Below are 20,943 nucleotides of genomic sequence, written 5' to 3'. Positions count from 1 at the left end.
GATTACCTAATGATTTCGTAAAATTTTCTACTATTATGAGAAGTTCTTGTTTAATAAAGTGAGGCTTATTTAAAGCTTGATCTATTATCTCTGCATCTTCGGTTTCTAAGACTCTATTTATATATTCTTCACTGATTACTATTTAGTAATTTTTTATTAACTTATTGATTTCATTAATACTTTCTTTAACATTAAACTCTACTCTATTAGAGCTAGCGGTATTTGAACTAGTAGAAGGTTGTTCACCTAATTCTGCATTATTTAATATTGAACCGGCATGATTTTGCCATGCTTGATAATTTCCAGGTGTTGAAGTTGCTTTATTAGCGAGAGCTGTTGCTTGACTAAATAATGCTGCAAGTTGCTCAGAATTACCAAGGTCTATATATTGCGGCATTTCCGGCGGTGGAGTAAAATCGTTATGAGAAATATTTGATTCTTCTTCAAGAGATTCATCTTCAAATAACTCTTCTGTAGGTTCTATAGTAGCCCAACATACTGCTAATGTTTCAAGCTCATCATTAACAAATTCTTGATGTTTTGCAGCTGCATGTTTTACATTTTCATTATTTTTATAATTACTAGGAATAGCGTATAAACCGTATTCTCCTTTATTTGCTTCTTCTAATATAAGACTAAATATTTCTGATTTAATTTTATGGTTTTTTGTTTCTTGTAAATTGTTCTCTAGTAGTTTTAGTATCTGATCGCCTTGTGCTGCTCCTTTATTATTTTCCCAACCTTTTATTAAACTACAATAATCTATACCTGATGTTTTAGCATACTCTAACACTACTTTTATAGCTTTCCATTGATTATTAGCTTTTTCATTTTCACCTTGCTGCTCATCTTTAATAGCATTCTCAGCCCATTTAGCAAGCTGAGCATAGGATGCTAGCTCCCCTACTGCATTAAATATGGATACATGTTTACCTGGATAATCTACTTTTGTAATTATTTCAGATAGATCAAATTTTTGAACTAATTTCGGTAATTCAACAAGAAATTCATCATAATATGGTTTGTCTAAACTCTATTCTCTTCCATTTTGTTTGATTTCATTTATAGTTGCTTGATTAAAATCATATGGCGAATATTTTTTCATAATTTGACCTTTTTATAATTATGGGTTAAATTTATATTTAAAAAACCATAAAATATGGTATCTCTTAATTTTTATAAATACATAATACATTATTTTATTAATATATGTCAATAAAAACCACGAAACATGGTATTTTGTTTTAAAATGCTTTAAATTGGTAATTGACTGATTAAATAAAAATGTTTATTATTAGTCCAAATTAAATGTAATTAAGTATATTTTATGAAAGTTGTTAGCTCATTAAAATCATTAAAAAAACGTGATAAAGATTGTCAAATCGTTAAAAGAAGAGGCAAAATTTTTGTAATAAATAAGAAGAATAAAAGATTTAAAGCAAAACAAGGTTAATATTATGTATATTTTAAGAATTATTGTTTCATTTTTTCAGGGATTCGTATACTCACGTACTAAAATGTACGCTCCGTGTACTCACCCATCAAAATAAAATCTAATTCCTAAAATATACATAATATAATTAATAGCAAAATGGCCGGTCACTCAAAGTTTAAGAATATTCAGCATCGTAAAGGGGCTCAAGATAAAAAAAGAGCAAAAGTTTTCACTAAATTAATTCGTGAAATAGTTACTGCAGTTAAAACCGGTTCTTCTAATATCCCTGAAAATAATCCGCGTCTTAGAAATGCTTTAACCGCCGCACGCAGTCAAAATCTCCCAAAAGAAAGAATAGACAAAGCTATTAATAGTGCTGACGATGCTAATACCGAAAATTATACAGAAATTAGATATGAAGGTTATGCACCGAACGGTATTGCTATAATAGTTGAAGCTTTAACCGATAATAAAAACCGCACTGCTGCTGAAGTGCGTTCCGGTTTTACCAAATATGGTGGCAGTTTAGGTGAAACAGGTAGCGTTAATTATTTATTCAAACATTGCGGAGTTATTCAGTATCCAACAAACATAGCATCGAATGAAGATATTTTTGAGGCAGCTATAGAAGCCGGAGGGGATGATATCGTATCTGATGAAATATTCCATACAATCTATACGGATATTGAAAATTTTTCTAAAGTTCTAGAATTTTTAACCGGCAAATACGGTATACCTGAAGACTCTTATATAGGCTGGATTCCATTAAATACAATAATTATAGATGATAAGGAAAAAGCTGAAAAATTACTAAAGCTTGTGGAAATTTTAGAAGAAAGCGACGATGTGCAAAGAGTTTTCGGTAATTATGAATTATCTGATGATGTTTACGAAATAATACAAGGAGAAGAATGACTTATAACGATGCAAATTATCAAATAGTTATTTTAGCAGCCGGTAAAGGTACTAGAATGGAGTCCGATTTACCGAAAGTAATGCATAAAGTCGGCGGAGTTCCAATGCTTGAAACAGTATTAAAGAATTCGCTTAACGTCACAAATGATGTAATTATAATTTATTCAGAGGAACTTAAAAAGCATTTAACGCCCTATGAAAATATGTGTCGCTTTGTACTGCAAGAAGAACCTAAAGGTACAGCTCATGCTACTCATGCAGCAATAGATTTAATTGATAAAAATAAAATAATATTAGTTTTATACGGTGATCATCCTCTTATTACTCCAAAACTTATGCATGAATTAATAGATTACTTAAGCCTTACTAATTCTGCATTAGTTACTTTAAGCTTTGAGAGAGCAAATCCGGCTCAATATGGAAGAATAGCTACTGATAAAAATGGCGAATTCTTAGAGATAATCGAACATAAAAACGCAAGTGAAGAAGAGAAAAATATAAAACTTTGTAATTCAGGTATTATGGCTTTCAGTAGCGGAATTTTAAATAAATACTTACCTTTATTTGCTACTAATACTAACGGTAATAAGGAAGTTTATTTAACTGAAATAGTAAAAATATGCAAAAATCATGGTGAAAAAGTTTCATATTTATTGTCTACTGATCATGATTTAATTGTTGGTGTTAATACTAAAAATGAGCTAGAAGAAGCTAATAATATTTTTTCTAAGAATAAGTCTTAGCATTACCCGCATGGATACCGAGTTGTCATTGCGAGTGGTATTGTGGCGTGGATCGAAAAACGCATTCGGTGTCATACCATGGTTTGACCACGATATCCAAAAAAACAATAAAAAATACTAATATTTTAATATTTTTAACTGGATCCCGTGGTCAGGCCACGGGATGACGACATAGGTGAAATTGATCCACGCAAATACCTTGTGAGAATAACATAGGAAGCCATACAGGCAATGCTAAAAATTTTGGAGAGATGGCCGAGCGGTTTAAGGCGCACGCCTGGAAAGCGTGTTCACGGCAACGTGTCGGGGGTTCGAATCCCCCTCTCTCCGCCATAATAATATTTCTTTTGTTATTATGTATTAGCGTCTTTTATAATTTTTATATTTATAAATCTATTTAATATATTATAGAAGAAAAACAAAAGTCTAAACCGACTCTTCGCACAAGAGCTAATAAAATTAAAGAGTTTAGGTGCAAGAACTTGATCGCCGTAATTGAGAACCCTGATAATATAAAAAATATTGGCACCATCATTAGAAATGTTAACGCACTTGGAATTGAAAAAGCTTATATTGTTACCAATCAAAAACTATTACCTGACACATGGGAAGAAATGCGTACAGAGCCAAAACTCAACGCTATATCCGTCTCTGCCATTAAATGGAGTTTCGTAAAGATTTTCAAAGATACGAATAGCTGTATGGAACATTTGGAGAAGGAAAGTTTTGTTTCGGTCATTACTTCTCCTCATATGAAAGGATATAAAAATGTAGTACTTCATGAACATGATTACACTAAATATAAAAAGCTTGCAGTTTGGTTTGGAAACGAAGGAGTAGGAATTAGCAAACCTGCTGTCGAGAGAAGTAGCTTTTTGTATTAACATCCCAATGTATGGAATTATTGAAAGTCTTAATTTGGGTACCTCATCCGGCATTGTGCTATATGAGATCGCAAAACAACGACGCGAATTTCAGTTTAATCTAAAAAAGAAGATCGCTACAAATAAGGTTAGCAAAGAAGCTTCCTAATTTAACTAAAAGAACATGTGCAGTTGCTGCTTCTGATTTAAAAAATTCTACGCTATCTTTACTTAAAGAAATGGTTATTTTTACGAAAGTCTCTTTTAATAAAAGTTCTCTAGGGTGCAGTAAGAAATCTTTTACTATATCCTCTTACCTTTACGCCGGTACCATGCTCCAAAAATTCTTATATGATTATCTCAGAACGTAAAACGGGCGATCTGTTAATTTATAAAGTCTAAAAGCTTTTTAAAAAGCTTATCATCTACTAATTACCCCATATTTATAGTTTTTTAATTTCCATTTTTACTTTTATAATAAAAATAGTTGTATATTTATATTACTTTCTCTATTATAGCCGTAATTTTATAAGTTACAATTATATATGTAATAATCAATTAATTTATATTAAGTTATGGCTCATAAAGATTTATCACATTTAACAGAAGAACAAATCAAAGATTTAATAAAACGTTATTATAATTACGAAAAATACCAGATCTATTAGAAGAATTTGAGATTAATGTATATCCTAGCATGTTAATTAAACTTTTTCCGCCTGTAGTTCATAATAAATTATTTTGTAAATATTGTCCGGATATAAACCTAGTAAGTAAATTAGACGGTAGAAGTTATGCTAATTATAATGTAGTACATTTTGATAAATTTTGTTCTGTATGTAATCATAGAGACAATTCTTACTGTTCATGTTCTAATTGTGAAGAAATTAGAAAACAGAAAGAACAAGCTGAAGAAGAAAATAAAAGAAATGCATTAATGCAAGCGTTTTTACCCGTTAATATCGATATTCCTGCACCAAACGAATTAACCTTAAAGGATACTGTATATTTGTTCGCTGCGGAAGTACATTCTGCTACTAAAGATTTAGAGTTTATAAAACCATATTTAGAAGGACCGTCTATAGAATGTTTAGCACCGGATGAAGAATTAAGGTGTGATATTATAGAACATTTAAATAGTAGAGGTTTTATACGTCTTAATACCTTAACAAATAGCCTTGATGCTTTTAAATTTGATTCAGAAAATAAAATAGTAGGATATTATCGCAATAAAATATTATGGGAATTTTTACCTAATATGGATATTAGAGAAAAAAAAGAATATTTTAATTCTATTTGGGCTATTGTTAAAGACGAATGGTCTTCATCATGGGAAAATGATGTTATTGAAATGTGGAAGCTAATTGCTAAATATGAATGTATAGAAAACTTAAAATATTTATTAGTAGAACATGATTTTCCTGTAATGGATAAACATGCAGAAAAGCAAGCTTTAACAACTTTTTTAGATTTATTTCAAAACTTTTCAGTAGGACAAGTATTTAACTTATCATGGCAAGCAGTACGTGACACAAAATATGAGGATTCTTTAGAAAAAAATAGCTATTATCGATATAGCAAAGATAATATCGCTATTATAATTATAAGCAGAATAGAGCAAATAGCAAATAGAGTAATTTCAAATAACTGGAAAATAAAAAATTCTAGAAGAGAGTATTGTCTTCCACAAACTATAATAAGTTCCACTTTTTTTTTAATACATTTTTAGAATTAGGGAATGAGTATTTTGAAAATATTATGCCCACTGAATATAGTAGGTAGTATTTCTAACCAAAGATAGATATCAGTTATATGCTATTTGTAATTAGTATATATTTATGTTATAAAGTTACTTAATGTAATTAATGAGTAATTAATAAGAATTTTATAATTATGAATACCAAACAAAAAGAACAAGCACTTAGCTGTTTTGATGTAGCAAATTATTTTTTAGTTCTAGTAGATAGAGAAGCAGGAGATATTATAAGCCAATTAAAACTACAGAAACTTGTATATTTTGCTCAAGGCGTTCATCTTGCTTTATTTAATAAGCCACTTTTTGAAGAAGAGATTGAAGCATGGCAACATGGACCGGTAGCACCAAAACTACGTATACCGTTTAGTAGCTTAAAAGATGGTTCAATTGCAGCTTCCGGTGAAATGGACTTTGATATTTATACTGAGCAACAAAAAAACTTAATGTATAAAATATTTTCCTTATATGGTGAACATTCAGCACGTTACTTACGTAATTTAACACATAAGCATTCTATTTGGCGCGAAGCTATAGAGAGTAGCGATAATACTATTACTAAAGAAAAAATACAGGAATTTTTTAAAGCTAATATAGTAAATGATATTAAAGATTATATTTTATTGATTACAGAGGATGACATTCAGCAAATGGAAAATGCTGAAGATCAATGGTGGATGAATTATGATAGTGGCGTTCCTGCTGAAGATGTTACAAATGAAATTTTAGAAGCAAAAAAAGAACTAAAAGAAGGCAAAGGGATTGAAAGTCATTTGGTCTAATAAAGCACTTGAGCAATTACGATTTTGGAAACGTACTAACCCAAAAATAACTAAACGAATTCAAATATTGATAGATAATATTGTTTCAACTCCCTATGATGGCAAAGGTAAACCTGAACCTTTGAAATATAAATTAAATGGTTCTTGGTCTAGAAGAATAGATCAGGAACATAGGTTAGTTTATTCTGTTAATTTAGAAATTCAACTTATAGAAATAGAGAGCTGTAAAGGACATTATTGAGTTACAGCGTCATTCAGAAAGCTTGATACAAGCGAACTTTTCGAGACAAGCCTTTGCTCACGTACTATTTGTACGCTGTGCAGGCTTGCTCTTAAGTTCATCTTGTCTGAAGCTTTCTGAATTTAGCTGTATATTAAGTAAGTACTTAAATTTATAGTTTAATTCGTTGTATATCCTTTTAATTCTTCTTTAAAAATATTTAAGTCTTCTTGCCAGTCTTCTAAACTAAGTGGCGATGGTAAGTCATTTGGGGCTTTATAATAGGAAACAGCCTAAAGCCCCGCTTGATATCAATTACAATTTTACGTAACAAACATTAAACAACCCCAAAACTTCTCCTAATGGAGTAACCTCATCTATTTTAAATAAATCATCTTGTCCATCAAATGAAATCAATAGATTTTTATCTATATCCTCTTTTTCCTCTTGAGAACATAGTATTAATTTTTCTAATATAGTAGGGAAAGGCTTTGAAGTGGATTTAAGAGAATGAATATCGTTGATCTCAATATTCTCTATCTCACTATGGTTTTGTAAATGATAGGTAGATTTATTATGAGTAAACACAATCTCTGCCAGTGGTTCTAAAATTATATCTTTCATAGGAAAATTTTTACCTATTTGAATGAATTTACAACCCTTACCCACATGAATAGCCGTCTTTTCTTCTCCTGTATAATTATTAGACAAAAATACACTACTACCTTGTGAAATAGTAATGCTTTTCAATGGTAATGTATTATCTTTTATCGTTAATTTATGATTATTAGTCACCACTAGATCATCTAAGTTAATAACCAAAATCGGCTCCTTGTCAATTTGACCAATACATACCATATGATCATTATCTTGGAGAAATATTGCAAATTTGCTACCTAAATGTGGTATTAGTTTAATATGACTGTGAAATTCTAAATCCTTTAATTTTGGATCACTCGTAGAACCTAGCGTAAGTTTTGGCATATTTATTACTCATTAAGATTAAGTTAAAATTATGAACCAAAAAGACGCTAGATGTCAATTAGTTTTAATTAAAGGTTGTATAATGATGATTATAAACAGCTAGATATAGTTTCATATCCTTGTAGCTCTTTTTCAAAAACTTTCCAGTCAGTTTGCCAATCATCAATATTAAGACTAGATGGTAAAATCATTTGGGGCTTAATGGGAAAATACGAGAGCTTAAACCCCCATTTAATACCGCCTATAACTTTTATTGTTTTATGTGCGTGGTCAACTTTAACAGCATAAACGTGACCGATCCAGTAAGATAAAGGTTTAGAGAAAAGCGTATAACGCCATAAGGGTGCATCATAAAAATCTTGTTCTAAAGTATAAAATGGGTAATTGAGTTTTATATCACCATCTATAAACTCTTGTAATTCCTTATCCGAGTAATCAGTACGAACTATGTGAAGCCAAGCATTATGCTCATCCTAAAAGAGAAATATTCAAAAGATGAACTTACATATTTATATAGCTGTGTTTTTGAAAGGCGGACAGTTCAGCCGGTTAATTCAAATATGAAAGGATTAATCAAAAACTTAGAAGAACGAAATATCCCGGCAATTGCTTTAAGTGGGTGGTGGACAGGAAAGTACGGTAAAATAGCTGAAATGGAAAACCTCAGATTTGTCGGTTTAAAACAAGTAGATATCACTTTTATTAATACTTCGCCCTTTAAAGAAGATATGATTTTCCCGGAATTCCAAAATAAAAGCGGTATCCCTATGTTAAAATCAGGAGTTATTTTAACGGCTCTTGCAGATAAAGGTTTAGTACTTAAAGCTGTTCTTGAAAAGTCTAATTTACATTTTAAAAAGATTATTTTTATTGACGATGATTTAGAATAACTTAAATCGGTGGAAGAAGTTTGTCATGAGCTAAATATTGATTTTCAGGGTATTCATTACGGAGCTGCTAAAATAGCCCCCTTACCTATTCTTGATGAAGAAAAAGAACAATTACGCTATGAGATACTCGAAAAAGAACATATTTGGCTTTTAGATAAGGAATTAGAGGAAAGATTTAGAAGTAAGTAAACTACATTAATTCAAGTTGATTATATTAAAAATTTATGATTTAATTGATTAAAATAATTAAAATGGTCAATTTATATGGAGCAATTAAATGCAACTGAAGCAAAGCGAGAATTTGGAGAATTGCTTATTAAAGCTCAAACTGAGCCTATTAGTATTATTAAAAACGGTAAGCCTATAGCGGTAATTATTTCTAATAAAGAATTTCAGGAGCTTGAAGCCTTTAAAGAACAAATATTAAAAATGGCTATTGCAGAAGGAATGGACGATTTAAGAAAGGGGAAAACTCATTCATATAAAAGTGTTTTTGATAGTATAAATAGAAAGATTAATGGTTAAATGTGATTTTACCAATAGTGCCAAACGTGACATCGAAGACATCGCGGATTATAGTTTAAAGAATTGGGGAAGACAACCAACTCTAAAATATTTAGATGAAATATATAGAAAAACACTTGATTTAAGTATTAATCCTAATATAGGCGTGTTACGTTCTGATATATACCCAAATTTACTTAGCTTTCCTATAAGAAAACAATTAGACCTCTTGCATAACGTAGCTAATAAGGAGGAATTTGAAGGAGACACTTCACTGCGAACCGCAGCGTACACTTAGTACGTGAGGATTCGAGTACCGGATCGACGTACAAATTACCCTTAGAAGCAAGTTATGCAAGAGGCCCACCACACAAAACAAGAAAAAGGTACAGTAGTTATAAGAGTACTACATACTCACATGTATCCTAGAATAGGCAATTTTCCAGTGCCAAAATTGAAATAATAACATGACAACTATTATCTATTTAATAGGAAAGCCCGGAGCGAGTAAATATACCATTTCGGAGAAATGGCTAAATTATATTTAAGAAAAGAGTTATGAATGTAAAAAATATTTCAAAAATATTTTTTCCCTTAATTATAAATCCTAAAAACAGTAATTAATAATTGAATATATTTTAAGAATAGTATACAACATAAAATACTGAAATTATTTAAATATATATTATGATGAATATAATAGAACTTCTGGCTAAGTTCTACTTTTTGCTTATAAAGTTTTTAACTTTTTTAGGTAAAGTTTTTATAAAATGTTGTGAAATTTTATTTAAAAAAAGTAAAATTCTAACTCCCAATCAAAAAACATATTTAAATGTTCCTTATCATGAAAAAGACCAAGCAAAACGCTTGGGAGCTAAATGGGATTCGACGGAGAAGAGGTGGTTTGTACCTAGCGGTGTAAATATAGATTTTTTTGCAAGATGGTTACCGCTCGTATCATTATTTAACTTAAAAGCTCCATATTTTTACTTAGCACCAACACAACGTAAATGTTTTAAGTGCGGTAAAAATACTAAAATTAATGCTATTGTATTGCCTGAAGATTTTGAAGTATTAAATGATGAAGAAAGTGAAATAGCAGAAGATAGTAATAAGGTAAGTAAACTGGTATTTGATTGTATGGATTATGTTTCAATTATTTCCTATATACAAGCTATTTCTTCGTCTGCTTATTCAGAAATATTAAAATATACTAATAATTATGCTATAAATTACTCTGCTACAGTAAATGCACGATATTTTATGTCCACATGTCAAAATTGCGGAGTAGTCCAAGGAGATAATTATAGTATTCAGGAGTTCAATTCTCCTTTTTCACCTGTAGAAGTCGAAGATTTTTCTAAAATTTCTTTCAAAAAAATTCTTGTGCCTATTATGCTTGATGCTAGTGATTGGAGTATTGGATATCCACCTATTGAATATTATTTAGGTGATCATACAGTTGATGGAATGATGTATGTGACAAGTAACGGTTTTATAAAAAAATAATTAAATTCCTGCCATGCTTACTTATTAACCACTAATTTAAAATATGCAGAGATTTTTTAATGTGTAGTAATTACTACAACCTAATCTCTGCTTTTGCTAAATCTTTTAAAGTGCGTGATCCGGTGCATAGCATGGTAATCTTAAGCTGTTCGATTATTAATTGTACCTCTTCGGAAAGTAAGCTTTCTGATGTATCTGCCGCTTTTAAGAATTGACCGGCGAGTCCAAAAATATTAGCTCCCATCCGGATTGCTTTTGCACCGTCAATGCCGGATTTTAACCCGCCGCTAGCAATAATCGGAATGTCTCCCGAAACTTCTCTCACCATTTTTAGAGAATCTAAAGTCGGGATTCCCCAGTTAATAAAGCTACTAGCTATACGGTTTTGCAGTGAATTTGTAGCACGATAAGCCTCTACTTGACTCCAAGATGTTCCGCCGCTCCCTGCAATATCAAGAACCTTAACCCCTACCCCTATAAGGCTTTCAGCAACTTTTTTAGATAAACCGTATCCTACTTCTTTAACAATTACAGGCACAGAGAGGTAATTAACCAGTTCTTTTATCTTAGGTAGCAGATTTTCCCAGTTTCTATTACCTTCCGGCTGAGTCAGCTCCTGCAATACGTTTAGATGGAGGATTAAGGCATCAGCTTTAACGACATCAACTAAATACTGACATTCTTTAGGTGTAACGAAGTAATTAAGCTGCACTGCACCGATATTAGCAAGTAATGGGATATCAGGAGCAACATCCCTTACCGCAAATGTCGTAATCGTATCCGGCTTCGTTAACAAAACCCGCATAGAGCCAAGCCCCATAGCAATTCCGGCTTTTTGGGCGGCCTGTGCAAGTCGATAGTTAATATCTCCGGCTCTAGTCGTACCTCCGGTCATACTAGAAATGAGAATAGGTGCTTGCAAAGATTTTCCAAGGAAAGTACTAGTAGTATCTATGCTATCGTAGTTAATTTCCGGTAATGCGTTGTGAATAAATTGCATAGATTCAAAACCGCTTGTAAGCGTAGATGCAACGTTTTTCATAAGATTAATTTCAATATGATCTTGTTTTCTTTCTATATCTAAATTCTGGTTTTTCGGCATTTTACTCACTAATTCCTTTTTGTACTTAATCTATATTAATATTTCTAGCTTTGCAAAATATATTTGGTATTGCCTTAAAAAGGTAATTTTATTGTCATTCCCGCGTAGGCGGGAATCCAGTAAAACCTATAAAAAACTTGTTTTTTTAGGTTTATTTTATCAATAATATATGGCTATACTAAGGCTATTTTTTTGGATTCCCACTTTCGTGGGAATGACATCGAAGTATCAAAATTTTTAGACAATGCCATGTATTTCTTTGACTATTTCTTAATTTTTATTATAACTTTTAGTGTATAATTAATACAGTTAGATAAATTTATGAGTAATAATGCTGATTTAGTGGATCAAAGTTTAATAGGCACATTTAGATATTTTGGACTACAAGAACGACAAATAGATGGAATAAATTATTATCTAATACATACAGGGTGCAATCATCCTTTATGGAATATGATTGTACTGCCTGATAAAGTGAATGTAGCTCAAATGGATAGAATGGAAGAAGGGTTTAAACTAAAAGGTTTGCCGTTTGCTTGGTGGGTTGATGAAAATAATCTATCTTCTGAAATGCTTGAGCGTTTCCAAAACGGTAAATATGCTGATTTTGGCGACGTACCGGGAATGGTTTACGAGCTTAAAGATTATCATGAGCAAATTATAGATAATAAAAATATTAAAATTATTACTGAAATAGAAGAATATACGAAATGGGTTCAGGTACTTGCTCAGGGCTTTGGATTTAGTGATGACGTTTGTGATATTTATATAAATAAATTATCAAAATTTATTGGAGATAATAAAATTTTTATTCCGCTTGCAGCATATGAAGAAAATAAAATTGTTGCAACTGCTTCTATAATTTTTGCAAACGGCATAGCAGGTTTTTATAACGGCTCAACGATGCCGGAATATAGAAATCGTGGTCTTGCAAGTGATTTATATAGAGCTAGATTTAAAATATTAAAAGAAATGGGAATAGATAAGGCAATAATCCAAACTTCACCAATGGCAACGTCACTTGCTGAAAAATTAGGCTTTAAGAAATACACAAATTATAAGATATATTGCCAAAGTTAGTAAAAAATAATTCTTTATGCCGCTCTCAAATAACCAAAAATTTTATATTGCTGAAACAGTTGAGGAAAAAGCTTTATGCAATGCTGTTAGAAATAGTAACGTAAATGAAGCACTCTCTCTTATTTTAAAATTAATTGAAGCAAATCAGTTCCAAAAATTTAATGGAGACCTTCGTGATCGTGATCCCGAAGAAACATATTATGAAGTATATTATCCGTTGCTTTCAGTAGCTGTTTTAAAACGCAATTTTAAAATGTTTGAAATGTTGTTAGAATATGGCTTTAAGCCGCATGCTATATCTTCAGGATTAAATCCTGAAACTACTCCGTTAATAGAAGCATCTAGATGTGGACGAGGTGATATGGTTCTGAAACTTACCTCTATTCTTAATAAAGATGAATTAAATTATTATGATAAGGATATAAAAAACTCAGCTTTATATTATGCAATAAAAAATAATCATGTAAATATATTTAATGTATTGACATCTATGACTAAAGGAGTCGATGTTGATTTTGAAGTATCCATGGAAGTTACTATCATATCTAGTAATTTCAATTTATTTATACATTTTTTTTATAATGCTCTGCAAGGTATTCAGGACGAAGTATTAAGAAAAGGTTATTTGTTACAATGTGCCGCTAGTAAAAAAATCTACAAATAGTTGAATTTTTGTTAGCACAAGATAATATCCAAATTAATATTGAACCTGTAACAACAAGTAGTAGCGGTATTCCAATATATCATTATTCTCCTTTAGCAACAGCAGCATCTGTAGGTAGTGTGGAAATTGTTGAAGCATTATTAAGTAAAGGAGCTGATATTAATTTTGGCTCTACTCCTTCTTTTATAACAGCAATTAAGAATGGACATTTAAAAATTTGCTACTTATTAAAAGCATTAGGAGCTAATACACAAATTAATCTACCGAACGGAGAAAAACCTTTAGAATTATACAAGGATTATCTCTATAAATTTTATGATGAATTATATGAATTTAAGCAAACTATACAAGATAGAGCCGGAGCTTATTATGGATATGATAAGAATAAGCCGCTTAATATAAAAGACCTTGAAATATGGTATACAAAATTAGTGATATGGGATTTTAAAGCTTTTTCTAGAAAAGCTCATACAATGAAAGAAATAGAAGAATTATCGGAATATGAACAAAATTTATTTCCAGAAATTACGGATAGTGTAAACATAATCGGGTAACTTGTTTATCATAAATTAGTTTACGGATAGCTTCTTAAGCATTAAAATTTCATCTTTATTCTCTTGAATTATTTTAAATCCTGCTTTTTCATAAGTTTTAATAGCAGCGATATTTTTTTTGTCCGGATCCACTAAAATATGAGTATATTGCTTATCTATAAAATTTTCTAAAAAAGTTTTTAGAGTAAGTAACCCTACCTCTTTATTTAAATATTCAGGCTCACCTAGGAAATAATCAATTGCTGCAAGTTTTGAAGGTAAGTTTATTAATGGGTCTGAACGCTCAAAATCGTAAGCATTATAAATTTGAATATATCCTATAGGAGTACGGTCTGCTTCTATAATATAAGCTTGTATATTTTTAGGCTCATTAGATATCTTTTCAAACTTCGCTTCTAGAGGTAATTTAGACGTCGAGCCTAGACTCGCATCTGTGCGATTGTCTATATACGCTGCGGTGCGAGGTGAAGTGTCTCCTTTAAATTCTTCTCTCTATAAGCTGGTTTGGAAAGATATCTATTATTTTCTAGCTTATATCCTCTGACATAGCTTGAATATTTTTGTTCGATTAGTTCTAAACTCCACTTTATATCCTCATCCCACCATAGCTTTACATGCGGCATTTCTAACCATTTTAAAAGAAGCGAAAAATGAGAAGCAGAAAGCGGGGTAAAATTTATATGCATATTAGGTTCTTGCGTATGTTTTCTAAAAAGATTTAATTTTGGTTATTTGCAGCTAGCAATTATAAGATTTTTTTGAAATATAAATAACTATTTCAGCAAAAATCTTATTAATTTTTGCTAAAAAATACTTCAAAATAGTAAATCAATTAGAAAACGTACACAAGAACCTAGATTAATTTTTACAGATTAGCAATAAATGATGCTGATCAATTTTTAAGTTCATTTTTATTAATTCCTCACTATTAAAGAAAATATGCAGTTTCTCTCGAAGTTGTAGAGATTCTTCTTCGGTTATTAGGTGAGCTAAAATAGCCTTATCCTTAAATTCGTCATATCTAGCTAAGAGCAGGTCTTTATATTCATTAAATCATAACTAGAAATATAGTGTTCTACTTTTGAAAAAATATTCAAATTTTGGCATATTGTAGCTAATTTATTGCCTATATCATAGTGAACCCCGTTAATTTGCCCATAGGTTATGACAAGCCGGTAATAACGTTTGAAACTTTCATTAGATTCTTGATTGTTTAGTTTTTGAAGAGCTGAATTTAGAGCAGATTCTTGTAATGAGATTACTCCTTCTTTTTTTAATAAAGAACTCATCAGCTTTATAGCTTCAACAGGATTCTTTAGATGCATTAATAGTAATCTAGAATAGACAATATCAGCTTTTGAGTAATTATTATTTAAGAGCGAGTAAAGATCACTAGCTATGAATGTAACATTTTTGAATCCTGCATTCTTAATTCTTTGTTTTGCTATTTGGATTTGTTGCTCGCTAATATCAACTGCATATACTTGCCCGCTATCACCTACTCTAGATGCCATGATCTCAGTCATTGTACCATTTCCACAACCAATATCCCAAATAATGGTACCCTCTTTTAAACCAGCTTTTTCAAGTTGCTTTATAGAATTTTTCTTTAACATCTGGTGCTGCAAATCTAAATTTTTAGCACCTGCTTCTCCTACACCTAATATGTAAGAATTATTTTGTTTTAAATTATTATCATGAGTCATAAATTTAAGCTAATTTAAAAATAATGGAAAATGAGAAATAGAAAGCAGAGTAAAGCTTATGTTCATATAGCAGTAATATACCATTCTGAAGTGACATTTAGTCCAAGTGCTTTTAGAAATTGGCGTTTAGGTTCATCATGTACTGTGTAAGGATTTTAAATTATCGTAAACTTCTTTGCGGTCACCTATTTTTAGTACTAAAATTAATAATATTTTGTGCTCTACTTGATAAATTATTCGATAATTTCCTATTCTTAAACGGTATAAATTATCTATGCCGGATAACTTTTTTATCCCTACAGGTAAAGGGATAGCTTTTAAATCTTCGAGTTTTTGAATTATAGTTTGTTGTAATTGTTTAGATAATTTTTTGAGTTGCCTTTGAGCATTTGGGGTAAGCTCAATTTTATATTCAGATTGCGTGTTTACAATATTTCTTTTTTAAATTCCTCTAAAGAAATAGTACCTTTTTGCTTTGCTTCTTTAATTGCTTCTTTGGCTTCCTCTATATCTAATTTATTTTCAATCATTTCTATTAGTTTTAAGTCCTCCATAGGAATTATTGCAGCCAGGTCTTTACCTCTACGACTTAAAACTATTCTTTCTTTACCATAACTGCTACGATTTACTATTTCTGAAAAATGTTCCCTAGCACTTGCGGTAGTAATACTACTCATATTAGCCTATATTGATAATTATAACTATATTGTACAATTCGTACTAATATCTTGTCAAGCTTATTAATAAGCTTCACAGCGGCATTTCTAGCCATTTTAAAAGAAACGAAAAATGAGAAATAGAAAACGGGGTAAAGCTTATGTTCTTATTAGGTTCTATGAAGTTTTGCTGCTTTACTATATAGTTAGTTATAAATTCTCTACTGATCTTATTAAATTTTTTAGTTGATCAAAAAACAACCATACTTCTTGTTTAAACCAATCTAACCATTGTGCTTCTGAGATGGGATATTCGGAAATGCGAGCAAGACCTATAAAAGTTTTTAGTTTTACAAGAAGATAAGCAATTCTTAAACTAATAAACTCTGCTTCGTGCGTACGTATTTCTTTTAGTATGATTTGCTCACATTCATTAAATATAGAGATTTTTTCTACGATAATCTGTTTTACAGGCTCACGATTCATAATATAGCCTAGCGGAGAGTATATAATTTTGCTTTTAGAAGTCATGTCAATTGCATCAAGGATTAAACCATGCAAAGCTTCTATAGCTTTATTGATTTCCTGATTTTTAAACTTAATATTTTCTTTAGGTTCTATTTGATGTAAGTTTTTAAAACGTAACGGTAGACTATACCCTACCCCTCTTGTGTTCAATATTATATCATCTAAATTTGGATGAAATTGTGCAATAAACAATCTGATTTCTGATAATCTACGATGCATACGCATTAAGTCAGAAACAATGAGATGGTGCTGCCTTAGAATTTCAGTAATTTGTTCATAAGGTAACGGTATAGGGTGTTTGCTAAACATTTCATATAGTACTGAGGCCATATAAGGCTTAAGTCTTGTTTCTTTTACTTGCTCATTTATTTTAATGCGTAAGATAAGACTATCCTCATCAATCGTTATGACGTTTTGATTTTTAGTATCTACAAGCGATATGAACTTCATGTCACCTCATATGAAATACGAACAATATTATTTTTAAGTTTAACTTTACCAATAAGTATTTTACCAATTTCAGTAGTAGAAGATAAATGCGTACCGCCGCAAGGTACCGGTGCCATATCACCTATTCTCATAACCCGAAATTTTTTATTTTCTGGGATGATATACGGAAGCTTGTAAAATTGTTGTTCAAAAGAAATAGGATCAGTTTCAAAAATTTCTGTTTTATTATTTTTAGCTATAGTTTGATCAACTGTATTTTGAATTTGCGTTACATCCACCGGCACATCACCTTGAAATTCAACATAAGCCTCTCCCGGAAAAGAATGACCTTTAACAGCTTTAAGCATAGGATAAAGTATTTCAACAATATTTCCAAGTAAATGTGCAGCAGTATGATACCTACTATTTAACATTCGTCTATTTTTATCCACCAAACAATTAATTATAGAATTTATCGGAATTTCGTTTGATGCTGCACCTATATAATGACGAATCTCTGTATCAACTTGACGTACTAAAGTAACATTTGCCTCAAAATAATCATTTTGAATCACACCTTGATCTGAAGGTTGCCCACCGCCCTGCGGATAAAATATAGTTTGATCCAATATTATAAATTTTCCCTTTTCATCTTCACCATAATTTAAAATAGAGGCTTTAGATTCAAATAGATATGTATTGTTTAAATATAATTGTATAGTCATATAGATATATCTTTACTGCATGTTCATTTTATATCTATATTATTATTTAAAAAACTTTGGATGAATATTACTAAATTATCCTTAAAATAGTATATAATAAATAATTTATCCTGTTAATATCCTAATTTTATCTTAGAAGAGCCTAATTTTAAGAAACTCTTCAATAAATTACAATAATATCATATAGTAGCATTATACCATTCTGAAGCGATATTTAGTCCAAGTGCTTTTAGAAATTGGCGTTTAGGTTTATCATGTACTCCGCAAACTACTAATATTTGACTCGCTCCCTTACTCTTAGCTTTAGGCTTAATTTTTTTAATTAACTGCGCTCCTACAAAAGTCCAATCATTTTCGGTTTCAACACAAAAATCATCAATCATTAGAGTTAGTCCTTTCGGGGCATAAACTTCCGGAGCTTCTATTAATCTTCCTATAATAAAACCAAGCATTCTATCTTCATCTTCTGCAATTAATATTATATAATCGACCAGTAGCAATAACTCTTTAAACCATTTACTTTGTGATTCTTCAGCTCCATCTTTATATCGCCAAAATTGTGGCTGAGCTTTTTCATAGCTACGGCGTTTATTATAAGATAAAGAAACCATAGTAGAAATATCGTTATTATTAGCATCACGAATTAAAATATAATTTGTACTCATATATTTTTTACCATTAAATAACTTGTATTGCCTTTAAATGCCCCGCTTTGAGCTTTATATTCTCCGACCTGTTTAAAGCCAGCTTTACTATAAACATGCGTAGCTCGCGGATTATTTTCATCAGGATCAATAAAGAAAATATCGCTTAGTGGATCAATATGTTTGTGGTAAAATCTTATAAAAGCTTCTAAAGTAGAGCTAGCAAGCCCTTTGCCTAAGAAGTTTTTATTACCTATACCGAAATCAAGAGTTATCGTATGACCCGATTTAGACAAATATTTCTGTTGAATCTCTGATAAATCTTGATCCTTTTGAAGAATGTCCGACAAAATGAAACAAAACGGCTCATTATTTATGAAACCAATCCAGTAATTAGTTGTTCCATAAAAATAATGCTGTTTTCTGCCGGTAATAAAGTTCAGTATATCCTCTTTATGCTCTTTACTATTATCCCAAAACTCTTTTATATGCGGTTCTTCTAACCAAATAAAAATAGTTTCTTTATGAGTTAAATTAGCTTTTTCAAAATATATATTCATATATAATCTATAACATGGATAGATTTAGAAATAATATAATTAGTATATATAAAGAGCAAGGGGAAATCTGGCTTGAAAAACTACCTGAAATTATATCAAAATTAGCTCAAGAATGGAACTTGTCTAACCTTAAGCCTATAGATAATTTATCTTTCAATTATGTTTTATCTGGTTATCAAAATAATAAGCCTATTATACTGAAGCTAAGCTTTACTGCTAAAGACCTAACAAACGAAGCAAAGGCTTTAAAAGTTTTTTCAGGGTTTGGTGCTGCAACTATTCTAGCCCAAAAAGATAAAGCTTTACTGCTTGAGCGAGCCGTTCCTGGTATTTCTTTAAAAGAATATTCATCAGATAACAAAATTGCTATAGCTTGTTCTGTTATGAATAAGCTGCACAGAGCAGCTATACCAGAAATTCATCACTTCCCTAATATCAAGGATCAGCTGAAAGCTTTGGATAAAGAATGGGATTTGCCTAAAACTTACTTACAAAAAGCAAGAAAATTGAGAGATGAGCTTCTTCAAAATACTGAGCCTCAAATTTTACTTCACGGTGATTTACATCATGAGAATATGTTACAAAATAGTAAGCATTGGGTAGTAATTGACCCTAAAGGAGTAATTGGATATCCTATAAATGAAGTATGTGCATTTATTATAGATATAAAGAAAGATACCGAATTCGCAGCAAATTATTTTGGCTTTAAATTACAAGAGGTTAGAAGCTGGTATTTTGTCCAGCTTATGTTAGCTATCTGTTGGAATCTTGAGGATGGAATAGAAAATGAGTTATTTTTGAAACTTGCCGATAAAGCATATAGCCTAGTTTAACTGTTAAGTATTTTTAATACCAATATAAATATCAACTATAGCATTATTTAAATCACTACTTCTTTCATCATATATTTCAAAGTCAGCTATGTAAGCTCTTTTACCTTCTAACATTGCCGTATTCATATTCCATATTTTTTGCCACATATCAATAACGACTTTAGGCATTTGATCGGGACCTGATGTAAATTTTGCATAAGTTTGCATTGGAATAGTAAGAGTCGAAAACCCTTTATCTATATTTTCAAAAGAAGTAACTTCTTCTCCAAAAAAGTAAGTATATTCCCCAGTAGCATCGTTCTCATAATTTGTATAAACTGCAAAAATTTTTTCCGGAGTTTTTCTATTTAGGATTTTATCTTGTAATTTGTCTGCAAAAAATCGCTGCATTGTTGTCCCTATTTTTGCAGTATCAGCGTTCATTTCTGCGGCGTTTGAGGTGTGGGCTGTAATACCGACTAATTTAATTTCTGATAATTGTGTAATTACTTTATTCATTTTATAGTCTCTTAATTAATTCACTAAGTAAGTTAAAACTAATCTAAAAAGGAATTATGATAAAGATTGAATATTATCTAACTTTTTTTGAAGAGCAAAAAGTCCTTAGTTTATAATATGTTTACTGTTTGAAGTATTTATAAATTGAAATAGAAATAAGACATGGTGGAGCCAGAGGGAATCGAACCCTCGACCTCTTGAATGCCATTCAAGCACTCTACCAACTGAGCTATGACCCCAATAACAAATTAATTCTCTTATACTATAATAATAAAACTAAATCTATAAGATTTTTTATAAAATTCTTTAAGCATTGCTAACTAAGTATAGATAGCTCGTCGCAGCTCGCAATGAATTGTTGCGTGG

The 20,943-nt window shown here is 30.7% G+C and carries 27 protein-coding genes, 2 tRNA genes and 4 pseudogenes; 18 read left to right on the top strand and 15 right to left on the bottom strand.

Going from position 1 to position 20,943, the window contains the following annotated elements; all coding sequences use genetic code 11:
* Window positions 1–142 precede the first annotated feature (142 nt).
* Window positions 143–793 (bottom strand): hypothetical protein, encoded by a 651-nt coding sequence (locus tag RF_RS11470; RefSeq protein WP_011271129.1) that lies wholly within the window; start codon window positions 791–793, stop codon window positions 143–145.
* A gap of 534 nt (window positions 794–1,327) precedes the next feature.
* Between RF_RS11470 and ykgO the strand changes: the two genes are divergently transcribed.
* The 5 genes from ykgO to RF_RS10900 all read left to right on the top strand — a co-directional run bounded on the left by ykgO (window position 1,328) and on the right by RF_RS10900 (window position 3,977).
* Entirely contained in the window at window positions 1,328–1,453 is a 126-nt protein-coding gene (ykgO, locus tag RF_RS04285; protein WP_004998227.1) for a type B 50S ribosomal protein L36, read from the top strand.
* A gap of 138 nt (window positions 1,454–1,591) precedes the next feature.
* A complete protein-coding gene (locus RF_RS04280) occupies window positions 1,592–2,350 on the top strand; it encodes a YebC/PmpR family DNA-binding transcriptional regulator (protein ID WP_011271128.1) in 759 nt (252 codons plus the stop codon).
* Window positions 2,347–3,093 (top strand): sugar phosphate nucleotidyltransferase, encoded by a 747-nt coding sequence (locus tag RF_RS04275; protein ID WP_011271127.1) that lies wholly within the window; start codon window positions 2,347–2,349, stop codon window positions 3,091–3,093. The genes RF_RS04280 and RF_RS04275 overlap by 4 nt, the downstream gene beginning before the upstream one ends.
* 245 nt (window positions 3,094–3,338) lie before the next feature.
* Window positions 3,339–3,426, top strand: a tRNA-Ser gene (locus RF_RS04270).
* Window positions 3,427–3,575: 149 nt separating this feature from the next.
* Window positions 3,576–3,977, top strand: coding sequence for a TrmH family RNA methyltransferase (locus RF_RS10900; protein ID WP_011271125.1), 402 nt, complete (start codon window positions 3,576–3,578; stop codon window positions 3,975–3,977).
* A 100-nt stretch (window positions 3,978–4,077) separates the two neighbouring features.
* Here the strand turns inward: RF_RS10900 and RF_RS11975 are convergent.
* Window positions 4,078–4,307 (bottom strand): annotated as a pseudogene (locus RF_RS11975) (hypothetical protein).
* A 346-nt stretch (window positions 4,308–4,653) separates the two neighbouring features.
* On the opposite strand from RF_RS11975, the gene RF_RS11465 reads away from it, so the two are divergent.
* The 3 genes from RF_RS11465 to RF_RS04250 all read left to right on the top strand — a co-directional run bounded on the left by RF_RS11465 (window position 4,654) and on the right by RF_RS04250 (window position 6,732).
* Window positions 4,654–5,685, top strand: coding sequence for a hypothetical protein (locus RF_RS11465; RefSeq protein ID WP_011271123.1), 1,032 nt, complete (start codon window positions 4,654–4,656; stop codon window positions 5,683–5,685).
* A gap of 164 nt (window positions 5,686–5,849) precedes the next feature.
* Complete coding sequence (locus tag RF_RS04255) at window positions 5,850–6,491, top strand: Panacea domain-containing protein (protein ID WP_011271122.1); 642 nt, start codon at window positions 5,850–5,852, stop codon at window positions 6,489–6,491.
* The gene (locus RF_RS04250; protein ID WP_011271121.1) at window positions 6,472–6,732 is read left to right on the top strand and encodes a Txe/YoeB family addiction module toxin; all 261 of its coding nucleotides are present in this window, start codon (window positions 6,472–6,474) and stop codon (window positions 6,730–6,732) included. The genes RF_RS04255 and RF_RS04250 overlap by 20 nt, the downstream gene beginning before the upstream one ends.
* A 294-nt stretch (window positions 6,733–7,026) precedes the next feature.
* On the opposite strand, the gene RF_RS04245 is transcribed toward RF_RS04250, so the two are convergent.
* Window positions 7,027–7,695 (bottom strand): hypothetical protein, encoded by a 669-nt coding sequence (locus RF_RS04245; RefSeq protein WP_011271120.1) that lies wholly within the window; start codon window positions 7,693–7,695, stop codon window positions 7,027–7,029.
* Between the two features lie 464 nt (window positions 7,696–8,159).
* Here RF_RS04245 and RF_RS04235 point away from each other — a divergent pair, with 464 nt between their 5' ends.
* The 6 genes and pseudogenes from RF_RS04235 to RF_RS04220 all read left to right on the top strand — a co-directional run bounded on the left by RF_RS04235 (window position 8,160) and on the right by RF_RS04220 (window position 10,598).
* Window positions 8,160–8,585 (top strand): DUF2608 domain-containing protein, encoded by a 426-nt coding sequence (locus RF_RS04235; RefSeq protein WP_045820733.1) that lies wholly within the window; start codon window positions 8,160–8,162, stop codon window positions 8,583–8,585.
* A gap of 9 nt (window positions 8,586–8,594) precedes the next feature.
* The gene (locus RF_RS11450; RefSeq protein WP_011271118.1) at window positions 8,595–8,774 is read left to right on the top strand and encodes a hypothetical protein; all 180 of its coding nucleotides are present in this window, start codon (window positions 8,595–8,597) and stop codon (window positions 8,772–8,774) included.
* 75 nt (window positions 8,775–8,849) lie between these two features.
* Window positions 8,850–9,110 carry a type II toxin-antitoxin system Phd/YefM family antitoxin gene (locus RF_RS04230; RefSeq protein WP_011271117.1) on the top strand — a complete coding sequence of 87 codons (261 nt, stop codon included), beginning with the start codon at window positions 8,850–8,852 and terminating at the stop codon, window positions 9,108–9,110.
* Window positions 9,103–9,243: pseudogene (locus tag RF_RS11445) on the top strand (type II toxin-antitoxin system RelE/ParE family toxin); the annotation flags it as partial. The gene RF_RS04230 and the pseudogene RF_RS11445, both read left to right, overlap by 8 nt.
* A gap of 12 nt (window positions 9,244–9,255) precedes the next feature.
* A pseudogene (locus RF_RS09000) lies at window positions 9,256–9,449 on the top strand (palindromic element RPE1 domain-containing protein); the annotation flags it as partial.
* A gap of 327 nt (window positions 9,450–9,776) precedes the next feature.
* Window positions 9,777–10,598, top strand: coding sequence for a DUF5710 domain-containing protein (locus RF_RS04220; protein WP_011271115.1), 822 nt, complete (start codon window positions 9,777–9,779; stop codon window positions 10,596–10,598).
* Between the two features lie 73 nt (window positions 10,599–10,671).
* On the opposite strand, the gene fni is transcribed toward RF_RS04220, so the two are convergent.
* Window positions 10,672–11,700 carry a type 2 isopentenyl-diphosphate Delta-isomerase gene (gene fni / locus RF_RS04215; protein WP_039595002.1) on the bottom strand — a complete coding sequence of 343 codons (1,029 nt, stop codon included), beginning with the start codon at window positions 11,698–11,700 and terminating at the stop codon, window positions 10,672–10,674.
* A 321-nt stretch (window positions 11,701–12,021) separates the two neighbouring features.
* Between fni and RF_RS04210 the strand changes: the two genes are divergently transcribed.
* The 3 genes from RF_RS04210 to RF_RS04200 are packed head-to-tail and all read left to right on the top strand — an operon-like array spanning window position 12,022 to window position 13,998.
* Window positions 12,022–12,780, top strand: a complete 759-nt coding sequence (locus RF_RS04210) for a GNAT family N-acetyltransferase (RefSeq protein ID WP_011271113.1) — start codon at window positions 12,022–12,024, stop codon at window positions 12,778–12,780.
* Between the two features lie 16 nt (window positions 12,781–12,796).
* Window positions 12,797–13,444 carry an ankyrin repeat domain-containing protein gene (locus RF_RS04205; protein WP_011271112.1) on the top strand — a complete coding sequence of 216 codons (648 nt, stop codon included), beginning with the start codon at window positions 12,797–12,799 and terminating at the stop codon, window positions 13,442–13,444.
* A gap of 8 nt (window positions 13,445–13,452) precedes the next feature.
* Complete coding sequence (locus tag RF_RS04200) at window positions 13,453–13,998, top strand: ankyrin repeat domain-containing protein (protein ID WP_011271111.1); 546 nt, start codon at window positions 13,453–13,455, stop codon at window positions 13,996–13,998.
* 15 nt (window positions 13,999–14,013) lie between these two features.
* Here the strand turns inward: RF_RS04200 and RF_RS08995 are convergent, their stop codons facing one another.
* The 9 genes and pseudogenes from RF_RS08995 to RF_RS04160 form a co-directional block, all read right to left on the bottom strand.
* Window positions 14,014–14,340 carry a GNAT family N-acetyltransferase gene (locus RF_RS08995; RefSeq protein WP_231564307.1) on the bottom strand — a complete coding sequence of 109 codons (327 nt, stop codon included), beginning with the start codon at window positions 14,338–14,340 and terminating at the stop codon, window positions 14,014–14,016.
* Window positions 14,341–14,516 (bottom strand): annotated as a pseudogene (locus tag RF_RS11970) (palindromic element RPE1 domain-containing protein); the annotation flags it as partial.
* 507 nt (window positions 14,517–15,023) lie between these two features.
* Window positions 15,024–15,704, bottom strand: a complete 681-nt coding sequence (locus RF_RS04185) for a class I SAM-dependent methyltransferase (protein ID WP_011271109.1) — start codon at window positions 15,702–15,704, stop codon at window positions 15,024–15,026.
* A gap of 135 nt (window positions 15,705–15,839) precedes the next feature.
* Window positions 15,840–16,109, bottom strand: coding sequence for a type II toxin-antitoxin system RelE family toxin (locus RF_RS11965; protein ID WP_143549710.1), 270 nt, complete (start codon window positions 16,107–16,109; stop codon window positions 15,840–15,842).
* 20 nt (window positions 16,110–16,129) lie between these two features.
* Window positions 16,130–16,381 (bottom strand): type II toxin-antitoxin system Phd/YefM family antitoxin, encoded by a 252-nt coding sequence (locus tag RF_RS04180; protein WP_011271108.1) that lies wholly within the window; start codon window positions 16,379–16,381, stop codon window positions 16,130–16,132.
* A 189-nt stretch (window positions 16,382–16,570) separates the two neighbouring features.
* A complete protein-coding gene (locus tag RF_RS04175) occupies window positions 16,571–17,338 on the bottom strand; it encodes a hypothetical protein (protein WP_011271107.1) in 768 nt (255 codons plus the stop codon).
* A complete protein-coding gene (locus RF_RS04170; RefSeq protein WP_011271106.1) occupies window positions 17,335–18,042 on the bottom strand; it encodes an alanine--tRNA ligase-related protein in 708 nt (235 codons plus the stop codon). Before RF_RS04170 ends, RF_RS04175 begins: the two co-directional genes overlap by 4 nt.
* 179 nt (window positions 18,043–18,221) lie before the next feature.
* Complete coding sequence (locus RF_RS04165; protein ID WP_011271105.1) at window positions 18,222–18,707, bottom strand: GNAT family N-acetyltransferase; 486 nt, start codon at window positions 18,705–18,707, stop codon at window positions 18,222–18,224.
* A complete protein-coding gene (locus tag RF_RS04160; protein ID WP_011271104.1) occupies window positions 18,704–19,246 on the bottom strand; it encodes a GNAT family N-acetyltransferase in 543 nt (180 codons plus the stop codon). The genes RF_RS04165 and RF_RS04160 overlap by 4 nt, the downstream gene beginning before the upstream one ends.
* A gap of 14 nt (window positions 19,247–19,260) precedes the next feature.
* On the opposite strand from RF_RS04160, the gene RF_RS08985 reads away from it, so the two are divergent.
* On the top strand, window positions 19,261–20,079 hold the full coding sequence (locus tag RF_RS08985) for an aminoglycoside phosphotransferase family protein (protein WP_011271103.1): 819 nt from the start codon (window positions 19,261–19,263) through the stop codon (window positions 20,077–20,079).
* Between the two features lie 3 nt (window positions 20,080–20,082).
* Here RF_RS08985 and RF_RS04145 read toward each other — a convergent pair whose 3' ends face one another.
* Together RF_RS04145 and RF_RS04140 are read right to left on the bottom strand one after the other, a co-directional pair.
* Complete coding sequence (locus RF_RS04145) at window positions 20,083–20,577, bottom strand: GyrI-like domain-containing protein (protein WP_011271102.1); 495 nt, start codon at window positions 20,575–20,577, stop codon at window positions 20,083–20,085.
* Window positions 20,578–20,740: 163 nt separating this feature from the next.
* Window positions 20,741–20,816 (bottom strand) — tRNA-Ala (locus RF_RS04140).
* Window positions 20,817–20,943: the final 127 nt, after the last annotated feature.

Source organism: Rickettsia felis URRWXCal2, assembly GCA_000012145.1.
Classification (GTDB): domain Bacteria; phylum Pseudomonadota; class Alphaproteobacteria; order Rickettsiales; family Rickettsiaceae; genus Rickettsia; species Rickettsia felis.
This window is presented reverse-complemented; position numbering and strand designations above follow the sequence as displayed.